This window comes from Vibrio sp. S9_S30 (assembly GCF_014694455.1).
Lineage (GTDB): Bacteria > Pseudomonadota > Gammaproteobacteria > Enterobacterales > Vibrionaceae > Vibrio.
In genome coordinates, this window is the sequence record NZ_JAAUWT010000007.1 from 1 (window position 1) to 14,855 (window position 14,855).

A 14,855-nucleotide genomic window follows, 5' to 3' on the forward strand; every position below is an offset into this window, starting at 1 on the left:
GTTAGGCCTGCCGCCAGCGTTCAATCTGAGCCATGATCAAACTCTTCAATTTAAGATTTTGTTCGGCTCAATGAATACTGATTACATTTACAAGTAAATGTTGAATTGACTGTGCTAAGTCTTCTTAGGTTTCCAAAAGAAGTCTTGGTTGGTCACTCAGTTCATTGAAACCTAAAGTGTTTCCTAAGAAACATTTTGGATTATCATCAACGAGTGCCCACACAGATTGATAGGTCTATATTGTTAAAGAGCTTTCTTCGTAAGTTGCTAGGCTTCCCTATGAAGAGGCGGTCATTCTAGCGAGATAATTATCAGTGTCAAACACTTTTTCTTTTTAATTTCCCTTTTTTCAAAGGAGAAACAAATCATCTATTTTTTAGCCAGATACCTTACTGACATTTATTGCTGAAGCCTTGTGGCGTCTGCCGTGTCAGTGAGGCGGCATTATAGGGAGTAATTCGAAGTTGGCAATACTAAAAAGGCATTTTTTTGGAAAAAAAGAACCATGCGAGCAACTTTTGTACGAATCCAATTTTACCCCCTTTCTTCACACAATTTACTCACATTGAACTGTGGATAAGTTAAAGATTTCCATCTTCACTGATCATGTTTTTGACCCGATTGAGCACATCATTAGGCAAAGGACCAATGCCATCAGAGAAAAGTATCTTCTTATATTTCGTTTCGAAGAACATCATATTGCGTAAATGTTGGGGTTCGGTTCTTCCATGCTCCATATTTTCATTATGTGTTCGTAGAATTTCTTCATTTAACTTAGTCTCGATGGCTTCAAGCTGTTCATCCGATAAATACATTCGCCCACAGATGACTTTCGCTGCGTCTTTGGCTTCTAACGCCTGCTGTTTTAAGTTTTTTAGATATTGCCTACTCAACTTTGAGGTGCTGGACATTTGATAATGATATGGACCAATAAAGGAGAAGCGATTGCTTTCCCCTAGTTGAATCAGCCCTAGGATTTCTAACGCCCTTAAATAGAGATAGATGCACGCGTCATCGAGTCCGTATTCTTCCTGCATGATATGCAGCTCATTTTCTCTATGGCGAAGTTCGCGATAGAAGTCGTATAGCTGAGGGAATTCAAAAAACACATCATCTTGAATCTCATTGAAGAAGTTCTCGTTTTTAAATTGCAGTTTGAGTGCGACTTGGTGAAGTTCCGAAAGGTTGATTCCAGCTCCCACACAATAGGTCAGTAACTTCTCTAGAGGGATAGAAGGATTGTGAAGGTGTCTTTTTAAAGAAGAGAGGGGCACACCAAGTTGTTGTGCCAAAGTATTGTAGGTAATGCCTTCATCTTTTATTGTTTGTCGCAAGGCCATGAGCAAATACTCTGACTTTGCTGTTTGTGTCGTTGACTGCATAATTACACTCCAATGTACAAAGGATTCTACAACGTCTCATCACTATGAATCCAACCATCTATATAGATGGTTATAAAATCAGAGCATCTTAAGTTTGCCAAGTGTCTGTATTTAAAATTAAGGTTGAAATCAAACACGTGACAAACTAGTGACTAAAATATCTCTATTTTTTTGTAGCCATTTTGAGAAGACATCACGCTTCACTCTCAAAATAATAAGATATCCGAGCCCTTGGATTTAAGTATTCCCTAACCTTGTCTGGAAGCTTGTGCGGCAAGATAGGCGATACGATCTTCAGATCGCTATCGGCAAGTTCAAGGATAGGCGCCTGATTACGGGGCACATTTGAATCATAAAGTAATACGTTAGGATAAAGAATATTTTGGGCGTTAACAGAAATAACCAACCCAACCATGTCATTAGACAACTGGACGACGGTTCCTGGTGGATACACTCCCATAAACTTGATGAGAATGTTCAGGTTTTCATTATTGTATAGATGTTTACATTTCTTATAGAGATGAGATAGCGCACTAAATGGAATCTTCTGCTCTGCCTCTATTCTTGGATGACATAAATTATCATAGGCATTAGCGAGAGCCACTATCTGCGCATAAGCATCGATCTGATCGCCTTTTAATCCCTCTGGATACCCACTGCCGTCCACCCATTCATGGTGTTGAGTGATGATGCGTTTAGCGCTAGAAGGAAAATCTTCAATTTTGTCTGCTATTTCTAAGCCATACTTAGTGTGTAGCTTTAAATAATTCACTTCTGGTGCCGACAATTCGGTTTTTTTATTAATTATTGCGGACGGAACCCGTACTTTCCCCATATCATGGAACAAAGCGCCAAATGCAATCTCTTTGATTTGTTCGGCTTTGAACCCTTTGCTTTTGCTGATCATCATCGCAATCACTGCAACGTTCAATGAATGAAAGTAGATGTCCTGGAACTTACTTTTCCCATTCATAAGATGTAGTGTCACGTTGTTATCCGTCAGTAGTTTGTCGACAATTTCATCAACCATAATAGTGGCTTCATTAACGGCATCTCCTGGTCGATTACGGATTTTACTCATCACCGAGCGAAGCTGTGATAGAGAACGTTCAAATTCTTTCTCGCATTGACTGACACGTCTGCGGTAAGCATTGAGCTTTTCAATCCGGGCTTGCTTCTCTTCCCACATTTTTTTCTTAGTTAGCTCGAGTTCACTTTCTTGTTCTAATTTATCTGAACTTTCATTTACGGGTAACGGTTCAGAGTCACTTTGAAGAGGGTTGATATAGACGTGCTTGATCCCCAAGTGACGAATTATGTTCACTTGGTCTTGAGATTTAATCTTAAAGCTATTTAGAAGAAATGGATGGTCTTTCCAACTCACAGGCAATCTGACATGAAGACCTGGTTGAATTCGATCGACCGTAATTTTTATACTAGCCACACTGAATTAATCTATTCCTAAATTACGTATTTTCACGGCAAATTGAGCAGAATGATAAATCCAACATTATTAGGAACCAACGCTCTAATGGCGTTTACATTAAGTTCACTTCGTTTGGTTTTGGTAACCTTATGATTAAGATTCAGTACGTTACCATTCATTCAACACTCTTAAATTGGCGAGGGAGTTGACGAACCTTCCCCAATTGAGCGTTGGCATTATAAATAAAAAAAGGGGTATCCAAACCCCTTTATAACATTTCGTTACACCATTTGAGCGGCTAGGTCCCTTCCTTGACCTCTCACATTTTCTAATGTGGGTAAAAAAGCGGTTGATAGACCCAGTACTTTTGCATCTTGGTTTGATTCAATATATTTAAGCTTATCATCTTCCTCTTCAATATCATCCCAGTCAGAATTGATTTGCCTTGCCAAGTGTAAAGACCATGCAATTTTAGGCTCTTCTTCGGCGTTTTCTGGATTGAGACAATGCGCGATGGAATCAACCAATTGAGGGGCAAACTTCCATGCCGTAGCGAGTTTTGCCCCCAGATCACTGGCTGATGTTCCCAGTACATCACGTTGTGCGGTTTCCATATCTTCGCCTCTATTCACTCGCTCTTGGATGATTTTCGCTTCTTCTGGTACTAATGCATGAATCATGAGTTCACCAATATTGTGAAGGATACCGGCTGTGAATACTTGATTAGGCTCTAGACCGATTTCTTTCGCGATATTGCTCGCAATCGTGGCAACCTCAAATGTGTTGTTCCAATACTCGGTGACATCCATCGTTTCAAATTTAGGGAATGCACTCGTCAATACTGACACGACGACCAACGTTCTAATCGGTTCTGTCCCCAAACGGATGACAGCTTCATCGATTGATGCGACCGTTCTGCTTCGTCCAAAGTGAACCGAGTTGGCTAACCTTAAAATCCGCGCGGAGACAACCTGCTCCATGGCAATTTTTTTTGACAGCTCCATCAGATCCACTTCGTCTCGATTCACCATCTCGACAAGCTCCTGCAAGACTTTTCGAATTTTAGGCAATTCATTTATTCTTGATAATAAGTTCGCTTGATCCATTGAATTCTCCCTAAACTAATGAATGTGCAGTTTAACTATAGTCTAAGAATTGGATGTTATTGTCTTACCTATCTTTAAGGGGTCTTTTGAGCTCAAGAGGTCTATTGACTCCCTTCACAATGAGAAGGCAAGAACACTCTTTCTTCGGTTCAATTTAGGCTCAAACTCTTGTGCAATGCTGATTTCTTAACTCTTTATTTTAGCGATTAGAATTTCCACAGCGGAACACACCATTTTACTGATAAGGAATGGCACTGACGAAGCGTTTGGGTAAAAGCACTCACTGCCCAGTAACCATTGTCACGCCCGTAATCCACTTCTGCTATCGAGCTATTGCTCCAAAGGATAGCTCGCTATTCCATCTACACTGCAATAGCAGAGTAATCAGCAATCGCCACACCCATATCGTTAAGTGCAGTTGTGAGTTGAGGATCGGTCAGAATCACTCGTTCTTTTTCTCGTGGAATCACATAGCTGGATATCTGTTCTAGGTGCTCATCTATTCTCGCTGGGTGACACATCACCTCAAGTACATCACAACGCTCTTTAAAGGTGCTAATCAATGAAAGTAATGAACCCATTGAGACGGTTTCATCAAAAAATTTAGCGGTAAATTGATATCGGCACCCGTCGACAGACTGCTCTCTCAAAGGAACACCCCGCTCGGCTGCGATCCGCTTAACAATAGGGAGTATCTGTGGATGCCGGTGTGCATGATGATGACTGTCAATATGGCTGAGCGCTAGACCCATGCTATCAAAGTATTGAAGCTGAGCCTGTACTTCTGCTTCGACAGCAATAGCACAAAAATCCCTACGCTGCCAAAAGTCGGGTTGGGTAGGAAAGTACCCATCTCCACCTTGCAAATTTGGCAAATTCGTTAGCGGTTTACCCGCAGTAAAACGCAGATGAATACCTACCTTTAAATTCGGTAACGCTTTGGCCATTTCTGCCGCGTCTTCATCGGCACTCATTCCGACCATAAGTGTTGTCGAGTTCACGACACCGTTTACATGAGCATCTTTAATCCCTTGATTCACTCCATGGGTTAAACCGAAATCATCAGCATTGAATATGACTTGCACGCTGTCCTCCTACTTTTGCCATCATACAGACTAAATCGCCCCCTTAAATTGAGGCAGATACGGTTTGTTGGTTTGTAATATTTCATCCAATATCACTTTTGCTTTCGTAATATCCCGAACCAGCGGGTTATTTGCCAGTGCCATTAGACTTTTTGCATAGCTGCCTGAAACCGCGGCTTCAACGGTGAGTTCTTCGTACGCTTTAACTTGGTGTATCAAGCCGCGAATTTCAGCGGGAAACGGGCCGACAGTAAGGGGCTTAGCGCCCAAACTCCCCACCACCGCACTGCATTCGATCACCGCATCATCTGGTAATGTGTGAATCGTCCCATTGTTGCGAACATTCACGACATGCACTGTATTCAAGTTGTTGTAAATCGCGTCAACAAGATTCAGGGAAGCATCCGAATAGTACGCTCCCCCTCTTTGTTCCAATTGTTCTGGTTTGTGAGCGAGATGGACATCACGATAGAGATCGAACAGTTCTTTTTCTGTTTGCATGACTTGTTCAGCACGAGTGCCGATCTCTTGCGCCGATTGCTTTTCTTCTTCCAGCATGGCTTCTGTTTGGTAAAAGTAACGATGATATGGGCAAGGGATAACCCCTAGGGCATATAAGAAATCGGGATCCCACGGTTCTTCAAAAATGTTTTTCACACTGAAGTTGGCGCCCTCCCCCACTTTCTCCAATACCACTTGGGTCATGTCTTCCCCATGCAGCCAGACTTTATGAACCCAAACAAGGTGATTTAATCCTGCAAATTCCAGTTGAAGGTCTTCTGGCTGACAATCCATAATTTCTACGACCCTCATTTTCATAGTGATTGGCACATTACACAGCCCAATACTTTTTACTTTGGTATGTCGTTGTACGGCTTCCGTAACCAACCCTGCAGGGTTCGTAAAGTTCAACATCCAGGCATGTGGTGCCAACTCTTCAATGTCTCGACATATCTCTAAGATCACAGGAATGGTTCTTAACGCTTTAGCAAACCCTCCCGGTCCCGTAGTTTCTTGCCCAATCACATCGTATTTCAGGGGAATTCTTTCGTCATTAGCCCGAGCTTGAAGGCCGCCAACTCGAAATTGGGTCATAACAAAATCGGCGCCTTTAATGGCACTTCTTCGATCGAACGACGCTTTTATTTCAATGTCAGCACCGGCTTTCTTAACCATACGCTTTGAAAGTGCCGCAATGATTTCCAGTTTCTCTTGCCCTTCTTCAACATCAACCAAATGAATTTCCCTTACAGGCAAACGATCAATGCGAATGAGTACGCCTTCAATCAATTCTGGGGTATAACTGCTTCCCCCACCAATAATCGCAAGTTTTAGAGCCTTTCTAGCCATGATCCTTTCTTACCTTTTTGCCAACTTTTTCAGCTAAGGACGCAATATATTGTTCTACAAATTTCATTATTACGTCATGTATTTTCGTAATTAAACTCATATTTCGAATATAAAAACCCCTTCCCGATGAATATAATCAGGTCATATAAGACTAAAATTAATTGAGTGTTACTTACTAAGTGAGAGTGCTTATTTTAAAACCTCATCACCTGTCATCATTCTGTAGATATGAGAGGGCATGGCAGCAAGGTTAATACCATACTGATCCGTAAATTTTTATTTTCTCTGGCTGGACTCGGGCTGGAGGATTGAGGAGACAAACACCCTCTTTTTGAATGTCATCACTCATTCCATCTGAATGATTAATGGACGAAAGAAACTCTATCAAAAACTGGGTTAATAAAAAAGAATAACCAGTTGCACTTTGCGTGAAGAATATCTCAATTTAATAATATGGGGTAAGGAAAAATTCTCACACGCTTGATTCTTACATTTAAACAATCAGCTTAAATAAGAAATAAAAACCAATAAATAACCAAATAATAACAATGAAACAACTATTATTTATTCATCTAACCAATCCAATAAGAGAGTTTTAAATAACGCCTCCTATCTATTACATTCAGATGGAATTATAAAAAGTGACACTCATCCCAATAATTATAACCACTAAGAAGTTTCGAATTTAAATAAGCAGACAATATTTGTTACATAGCCTAAAAATACACTTACTATAACAAGAAGATACATTGACACTATTCGCAACAAAAGCGGTGTCAATCGCGACGAGGTACCATGACTGTGTGTTGCCATGCCCAACTTATTTACTATACTCCTTAGCCTTAATGACTGATTTAAAAGGATTATCATTGTGTTATGGACATTAGATGGTCTACAGAAGCTGATAGACACGAGAAGAGGATGGGAAGTGGATTCCATTGATTCAAGAACGCTCATCATCAACAACAAAGAGGATAGCTTAATTGCTTACTTAAGCATGTCTGAGCACCAGATCGTCATAGAAAGCATTTTGTTTCCTGAGCGGAACGTAAAAGATGTTCACGCCCTCAATAAGGAAATCCTACAAACTCACAAGCTGGTTCCTTTGACTAATATAGGCATAAACCACGTAGACGAAGTGAGCTATTACACGACATTTGGTTCGGTGTCTTCTCAGGCTAAGGAAGAAAGTGTGCTCATTGAAGTGGCCACACTATTCACAAATGCCGAAGCCTTTATCGACATGTACAATCACCATCTGGTGTATTGAGCTACTCACCCGCTTTAACAAACGCCGCTATTTCTTGATTGGAGTGTGTGGCAACGAGCTCTTCAATAGGCAAAACGGCCCGAACTTCACCTTGAGACAGGTAAGCGCATTGAGTCGCAATGGATTTCGCATCGCTGATGTGGTGCGTCACCATCACCACGGCAATGTTTCGTTCTTGGGCTAACGCTTGCACTAAAGAGAGCATGTCTTCTCGAATGACTGGGTCAAGCGCCGAAAAAGGTTCATCCAAAAGCCAAATGGAGTGAGGCTGAACAAAGCATCGCGCTAATGCCACTCGTTGTTTCTGTCCGCCTGAAAGCTGCTCTGGGAGTCTATCCAAAAACTCACTGATTCCCACCATCGCCGCTGCCTCCTCTATTTGCTTTTTCTGCATCGAAGAAAGCCTTAGGCTAGGATCTATACCCAACCCTATGTTTTCACGAACCGATAAATGAGCAAATAGGTTGTTTTCTTGGAATAACATCGACACAGGGATCTGATGCGGAGGTAGCCCTAAAACAGATTGCCCAGCCACAAGAATCTGACCCGACTCAGGCTGTATAAAACCGGCCACCAGCGATAGCAAAGTCGATTTCCCTGCACCACTTGGCCCCATCAATGAAACGATATCGCCTTCATTCACATCCAAGTTAAAACGAAACAGTTCATCGTTATAGCGGTAATTCACATCTCGTAAACTAAGAATGGTCATGATGTTCTCTCTGTTTAAATAAGGCTTCAACAAGTGAAAAGCTCAATACACTCAGCAGTAAAAGGCATAAAGAAACCACCGCTGCCGCTTCCATTTGATAGCTTCCAAGCAATTGGAATAAATACAGGGGTAACGTTCTGAATTCTTGACTACCAAACAGAGCAATGGCACTGAGATCGCCCATCGACAACATAAAACTGATCGCGAACGCATGGGCGAACGGTTTTCTTAATGCCCGCCACTCCATTAAACGAAAATGATGCCATCCTCGAATGCCTAAACTCGCCGTTAAATATTGATACTGTTGAACCAATTGAAACATAGGCAACGACAATGTTTTGATAACGTAGGGCAGTGCCATTAAACAGTTTACGGCGACCACAATCCAAAACGCCACACTGAATACATCGGCTACCTCTCTGATCAATAAGAACAACCCGGTACTGATCACCAAGCCTGGTGTCACGAGAATAATGGTGCCTGCCAGTTCAATTTTATCCGCACGAAAGTGTTGTTTTTGGAGTCGCCAAACACGGCTGGTCGATAAAATCGCCGTCCCCAGTAGCAGCGCAGAAACACTGGCGAGCAAAGCGACCTGGATCGAGGAACTCACTGCGTTCCAAAAACGCCCATCGGACAACACGATGAGTACTTTGCTATTTAGGCCACTTAAAACAACCATTAACAGCGGCGGCAGAACCAGTGCCATAACAAAACCGATCCAAAAGGTGTCCCATATTTTTGCCCTGCGGCGATCGGAATACATGGGTGGCGACTTCAAGCTGCCAGAAGAGACAGCCACAGGCTTGGACAGCTTTTGAACACTGATGGCGAGTACACCACACAATAACATTTGCCACATGGCCAGTAATGCACCCGTTTGAATATCAAAATCAAATTTAATCGCTTGGTAAATGGCTAATTCTATCGTCGTTGACTTCGGTCCCCCGCCCAATGCCATCACGGTGGCAAAGCTGGTAAAACACAACATGAAGACCAAACCACTCACTTGCGGAAGCTGCGCCACCAAGCGAGGCCACTCTACCCAGCGAAATTTATTCCAGCGAGACATCCCTAAATGGGCGCACAATTTGTGTTGCTCTGGCGGAATACTTTCTAACGCTTGAAGCAGCAACCGCGTCGCATATGGCAAGTTAAAAAACATATGGGCAAGCAAAATGCCACTGAGACCGTAAATCGAAAAAGGCAGAGATACCCCATAGTTTTTCAGCCAATCGGCTATAAGACCACTGTTGCCATAAATGGCTAATATCCCAAATACCCCCACTAAGACGGGCAACACCAATGTGCTCGCAAACAGCTTCAGCAACAAACCTCTGCCGGGAAAATATCGGTAAGACAATGCGTGCGCAACAGGTACGGCAAATCCGACACTAAGTAAGGTGGACAGAAAAGCTTGATAAAAACTGAACTGGGTAACATGGCGATAATAGGGATCAGACCATATTTGAAGAGGGTTCAATGAAGGCGCATTGGTCAATAATGCCCACAAAGCAGAAACAACAAAAAGTAAGATAACCGACGCAACGGCTATCCCGACTTTAGGGACATTTCGAATCACAACAGAATGAGCCTATGCATAGACAAGCAAGCCATGCATTATGCATGGCTTGTCGAGTAATATAAAACTTAGAAAGTCAGGGCGTTTTGCCATTCTTTAATCCAAGCTTTTCTGCTCTTCGCGACTTCATCGGAAGTGAAGGACAACGCTTTCGCTGGAACCGTTAACGTGTTGTACCCTTCAGGAAGTTCAACACGAGTGACTGGGTACATCCAGTTGCCTGTTGGCATCGCAGATTGGAACGCATCACTGAGAATGAATGCCATAAATTCATCGGCTAGTTTTGAGTTCTCACTCCCCTTCACCTTAGCCGCAACTTCAATCTGAGTGTAATGACCTTCAGCGAAATTGGCAGCGGCGTATTTCGCGTCTTGTTCAGCGATTAAGTGATACGCCGGAGACGTTGTGTATGAAAGCACAAGGTCAGACTCGCCTTCCAAGAACATTGAATACGCTTCAGACCAGCCTTTCGTCACGGTGACGGTTTTTTTAGCCAGTTGTTTCCATGCGTCCGTCGTATTGTCGCCATACACCGACTTCATCCACAGCATTAAACCTTGACCCGGAGTTGAGGTTCGTGGGTCTTGGTAAATCACTTTAAGATCATCACGCTTCTCAACCAATTCTTTTAGGCTCTTTGGTGGGTTGGTGAGTTTTTCTTTGTTGTAAACAAACGCAAAGTAGCCGTAATCGTAAGGAACAAACGTGCTGTCTTTCCAACCACCAGGGAGCGTCACGTTAGTCGTGTCGACGTTGTGTTCGGTGAGCAAGCCACTGTTCTTTGCTTCAGCCATCAAATTGTTATCAAGGCCAAGCACGATATCCGCTTTGCTGTTTTTTCCTTCCAAGCGCAAGCGATTTAAAATGGTCACGCCATCGTCAAGTGCAACCCATTCTAGGTTACAGCCACATTGCGCTTCAAAGGCTTTCTCGACCGTTGGTCCTGGGCCCCAATCTGCCGCAAAAGAATCGTATGTATAAACCGTTAGTGTGTTTTGTTCGGCGAAAGCCGGTGTGGCAGCAAGTGTAGCAAGTGCTACCGTAGTCAATACATGAGTAGTCAGTGCGTATTTCACTGGTCGCTCCTATCCATTGTTGAGCGGCACAGGTGTTGAGAGAGGCATATTTCCGCGCTCAATTCCTACGCCAGTATTATCTGGTTCAGGTGTACGGGTTCAAACCAAAGGTTTATCTCAGCCATAAAATAAGCAATGCAAACACCGCCCATTCATTTAGCACCCCGATGAGAGTGATTCTATTTTATCGACTTCTATCAACTTAGCCATATGCAATTACTTCAACCGCTTCTCGATGGCAATTAATTGCGCTGATCATACCCCCAGCGTGGGGTCAAACTTTGCTCAATACCTAAATGATCCAGAATGCGTGCCACCATAAAATCGACCAAATCATCGATATTGGTTGGCTGATGATAGAATCCCGGTGCAGCAGGCATAATCGTGACGCCCATTTGCGAAAGTTTAAGCATATTTTCTAGGTGCAAAGTAGAAAACGGGGTTTCGCGGATAACCAAGACCAACTGCCCCCGCTCTTTCATAACCACATCTGCAGCACGCTCGATAAGGTTATCTGACATGCCGTGTGCAATCGCCGCCAAACTGCCCGCACTGCAAGGGCAAACCACCATTTGTTTAGGTGACGCCGATCCTGATGCCACAGGTGAAAACCAATCTTCTTTGCCACAAACGATTAACTTATCCGCATCGCATTGAAAATGTTCAACCAATTTTTCTTTTGCCCTTTCAGGAGAGCCCGATAATTTCAACCCATGTTCAGTCGCCATCACCACTCGCGCAGCGGGAGAGATCAACAAATAGACGGTGTAATCTGCGGCGAGCAAACATTCTAATAACCGAAGCCCATAGGGCGCTCCGGATGCCCCAGTAAATGCCAACGTAATGGCTTTATTGTTCAGAGTCATTCTTACTTCTTGAGTTGAAAAATCAATTTGTTCTTAGGATAGTGCAGTGAGTAATTTATCATGAATCCCACCAAATCCCCCGTTACTCATCACCAATATCTGATCGCCAGATTTGGCTTCTTCAGCGATACGTGCAACCAGCACACCAATATCATCGCTTGTCTGTGCAGGTTGATGGCATTGGCTCGCCACATCCTCCACCGACCATTGAATGTTATCTGGCTGATACAAATAGACGGAATCAGCCACACTCAATGCATTCGCGAGCGTTTCTTTGTGCACGCCCATTTTCATCGTGCTGGATCGAGGTTCTAGCACAGCGATGATTTTATCCTGACCGACCTTATTACGTAATCCTTGTAAGGTTAGTTCAATGGCGGTTGGATGGTGGGCAAAATCATCATAAACCGTAATACCATTCACTTCGCCCTTCAGCTCTAAACGTCTTTTGGTGTTCACAAACAATGCCAGAGCTTCACAGGCCAGATATGGTGCCACACCAACATGCCTAGCCGCCGCTATCGCCATCAACGCATTATCCACATTGTGGTCGCCAATAAGATTCCAAGAAACGGTGCCCACATGCTCGCCTTGAAAGATAACGTTAAATTCGCTGCCATCTTGTTGGATTTTGTTGGCGCTCCAATCGCCATGGAGGCCCGTTTTCTCTTGCTCGCTCCAACAGCCCCGATCAAGCACATTTTCAAGTGCAACATCATTACTTGGAGAAATGATGCGACCATTTTCTGGCACGGTACGAATCAAATGATGAAATTGACGTTTGATGGCTTCTAAGTCATCGAAGATATCTGCATGATCAAACTCAAGATTATTCATCACCAGAGTCCGTGGGTGATAGTGAACAAACTTAGAACGTTTATCAAAAAAAGCACTGTCGTATTCATCCGCTTCGACGACGAAAAACATACTTTCTCCGAGGCGAGACGAGACGCCAAAATTACCTAGAACGCCCCCCACGAGAAATCCGGGCTGATACCCACAGTGCTCAAGGATCCAAGTCAGCATGCTTGATGTGGTCGTTTTGCCATGTGTACCGGATACGGCTAACACCCATCGTTCATGCAGTAGGAATTCTTGTAACCACTGAGGTCCTGATGTGTATTTCAAGTTGCGATTCAGGACATATTCTACACATGGGTTTCCGCGACTCATTGCGTTGCCAATGACCACCAAGTCTGGCTTCGGCTCCAATTGTGAGGGATCAAAGCCTTCAATTATTTCGATACCCTGAGATTCCAATAGTGTGCTCATTGGGGGGTAAACATTGGCATCCGAACCCGTGACTTTATGCCCCATTTGGCGAGCCAAGACCGCGGCTCCGCCCATAAACGTTCCGCAAATCCCCAAAATATGAATATGCATAAATTACGATTCCTCGTCTGTTTTGACGTCTTTAGTTGCTTTTTATCCTGCCCGATTGATATCAGCAAAACTTAGGTATAGAAGTATGATGTCCAACCATATTTATTCAAGGATCAGCCAGTTACTTCATTACCATTAAAAAGATTCCACTTATACAATGATAAGCGAAACCCAGATACCCCTACAATGATCGGGTAGGCAACCCAACTTAGATTGGGATTTTATTGTATCTGAGCTCGACCATGCGACCTAGTTTCTTATCCATACACCCTTGAGAAACTTTGACCTTCCCCTGTCAACGTCGCTGGCAGCTTGGATCTCAGCCCAGAAAACTGAACAAAGGAACACACATGTCTGAGATACGCACTCTAGGCGAGTTTATTGTTGAAAAGCAACATGACTTCGCTCACGCCAGTGGCGATCTATCCTCTCTTCTTGGTTCAATTAAGCTTGCAGCCAAAATTGTGAACCGAGAAATCAACAAAGCGGGTCTTGTCGATATAACGGGTGCCGTTGGCACGGAAAACGTACAGGGCGAAGCTCAGCAAAAACTTGATGTTTATGCGAACGAAAAATTCAAAGCTGCACTTGAAGCCCGCGATCAAGTGTGTGGCGTTGCCAGTGAAGAAGAAGACGAAGCAGTCGCATTCAATAAAGAGCTTAATCAAAATGCGAAGTACGTGGTTTTGATGGATCCATTGGATGGTTCTTCAAACATTGACGTAAACGTTTCCGTCGGCACCATCTTCTCTATTTATAAACGCGTTTCACCCATTGGATCACCCGCAACAGAAGAAGATTTTTTCCAACCGGGAGACAAGCAAGTTGCGGCAGGGTACATTATTTACGGCTCTTCCACTATGCTGGTTTACACCACAGGTAACGGTGTTCATGGCTTTACTTACGACCCTTCCCTAGGCGTTTTTTGCCTTTCTCATGAAAACATGATGATTCCTGAAGATGGTTTCATTTATTCCATTAACGAAGGGAACTACATCCGCTTCCCAACGGGTGTGAAAAAATACATCAAGTACTGCCAGGAAAACTCGCCGGAAGAAGGTCGCCCTTATACGTCCCGTTACATTGGTTCATTGGTCGCCGATTTCCACCGCAACTTACTTAAAGGGGGCATCTACCTTTACCCAAGCACCCAAAGTCACCCGAGTGGTAAATTACGTTTGTTGTACGAATGCAACCCAATGGCGTTTTTGATAGAACAAGCGGGCGGTTTAGCTTCCGATGGCGTTAACCGCATCATGGACATCAAACCCACAGAATTGCACCAACGCGTGCCTTTCTTTGTCGGTTCTAAGAATATGGTTCGCAAAGTAGAAGCGTTTCTTGAGCAGAACCAAGACTGAGTCTAGCGAACATAAATACGAACAATCCCCGCCAGCTTCTTATTTAGCTTCAGCGGGGGTTTTCTTTTTCGTCACCCAGATAACGCCCAAAAGCCAATTAAATTACGATCTGAAGTGGATGTGCTTATGCTCTAAAGTGGATGAACTTATAACCTAAAGTGGATGAACTTATAACCCAAAGTGGATGAACTTATGGCCTAAAGTGGAATAGCAGGATACGACAAATTCGCTTAAGCTATGTACAGTGAAATTCATG

Annotated in this window: 12 protein-coding genes and 1 riboswitch; of the genes, 2 read left to right on the top strand and 10 right to left on the bottom strand. The window is 43.4% G+C overall.

The features are described from left to right. Positions 1-581: 581 nt before the first annotated feature. The 5 genes from HC752_RS09790 to HC752_RS09810 all read right to left on the bottom strand — a co-directional run bounded on the left by HC752_RS09790 (position 582) and on the right by HC752_RS09810 (position 6,349). The gene (locus tag HC752_RS09790) at positions 582-1,382 is read right to left on the bottom strand and encodes a helix-turn-helix domain-containing protein (RefSeq protein WP_190334971.1); all 801 of its coding nucleotides are present in this window, start codon (positions 1,380-1,382) and stop codon (positions 582-584) included. A gap of 193 nt (positions 1,383-1,575) precedes the next feature. Further along, positions 1,576-2,826 (bottom strand): DUF3391 domain-containing protein, encoded by a 1,251-nt coding sequence (locus tag HC752_RS09795; protein ID WP_190334972.1) that lies wholly within the window; start codon positions 2,824-2,826, stop codon positions 1,576-1,578. A 263-nt stretch (positions 2,827-3,089) separates the two neighbouring features. Then, positions 3,090-3,914, bottom strand: coding sequence for an HDOD domain-containing protein (locus HC752_RS09800; RefSeq protein WP_190334973.1), 825 nt, complete (start codon positions 3,912-3,914; stop codon positions 3,090-3,092). Positions 3,915-4,276: 362 nt separating this feature from the next. Next, positions 4,277-4,999, bottom strand: coding sequence for a chitin disaccharide deacetylase (chbG, locus tag HC752_RS09805; RefSeq protein WP_190334974.1), 723 nt, complete (start codon positions 4,997-4,999; stop codon positions 4,277-4,279). A gap of 30 nt (positions 5,000-5,029) precedes the next feature. Next, positions 5,030-6,349, bottom strand: a complete 1,320-nt coding sequence (locus tag HC752_RS09810; RefSeq protein ID WP_190334975.1) for a 6-phospho-beta-glucosidase — start codon at positions 6,347-6,349, stop codon at positions 5,030-5,032. Between the two features lie 871 nt (positions 6,350-7,220). Here HC752_RS09810 and HC752_RS09815 point away from each other — a divergent pair. Further along, a complete protein-coding gene (locus HC752_RS09815) occupies positions 7,221-7,619 on the top strand; it encodes a DUF2170 family protein (RefSeq protein ID WP_190334976.1) in 399 nt (132 codons plus the stop codon). A 1-nt stretch (position 7,620) separates the two neighbouring features. Here the strand turns inward: HC752_RS09815 and thiQ are convergent, their stop codons facing one another. From thiQ to mpl, 5 genes are all read right to left on the bottom strand, one after another. Next, on the bottom strand, positions 7,621-8,325 hold the full coding sequence (gene thiQ, locus HC752_RS09820) for a thiamine ABC transporter ATP-binding protein (RefSeq protein ID WP_190335171.1): 705 nt from the start codon (positions 8,323-8,325) through the stop codon (positions 7,621-7,623). Next, complete coding sequence (gene thiP / locus HC752_RS09825; protein ID WP_190334977.1) at positions 8,318-9,913, bottom strand: thiamine/thiamine pyrophosphate ABC transporter permease ThiP; 1,596 nt, start codon at positions 9,911-9,913, stop codon at positions 8,318-8,320. Before thiP ends, thiQ begins: the two co-directional genes overlap by 8 nt. Positions 9,914-9,981: 68 nt before the next feature. Continuing rightward, complete coding sequence (gene thiB, locus HC752_RS09830) at positions 9,982-10,962, bottom strand: thiamine ABC transporter substrate binding subunit (RefSeq protein ID WP_194717340.1); 981 nt, start codon at positions 10,960-10,962, stop codon at positions 9,982-9,984. 72 nt (positions 10,963-11,034) lie between these two features. Next, positions 11,035-11,166, bottom strand: a riboswitch (TPP riboswitch). 65 nt (positions 11,167-11,231) lie between these two features. Beyond that, complete coding sequence (locus tag HC752_RS09835) at positions 11,232-11,855, bottom strand: flavin prenyltransferase UbiX (protein ID WP_190334979.1); 624 nt, start codon at positions 11,853-11,855, stop codon at positions 11,232-11,234. Positions 11,856-11,888: 33 nt separating this feature from the next. Then, positions 11,889-13,238, bottom strand: a complete 1,350-nt coding sequence (gene mpl / locus HC752_RS09840) for a UDP-N-acetylmuramate:L-alanyl-gamma-D-glutamyl-meso-diaminopimelate ligase (protein ID WP_190334980.1) — start codon at positions 13,236-13,238, stop codon at positions 11,889-11,891. A 350-nt stretch (positions 13,239-13,588) separates the two neighbouring features. Here mpl and fbp point away from each other — a divergent pair, with 350 nt between their 5' ends. Beyond that, positions 13,589-14,599 carry a class 1 fructose-bisphosphatase gene (gene fbp, locus HC752_RS09845; RefSeq protein WP_190334981.1) on the top strand — a complete coding sequence of 337 codons (1,011 nt, stop codon included), beginning with the start codon at positions 13,589-13,591 and terminating at the stop codon, positions 14,597-14,599. Positions 14,600-14,855 lie beyond the last annotated feature (256 nt).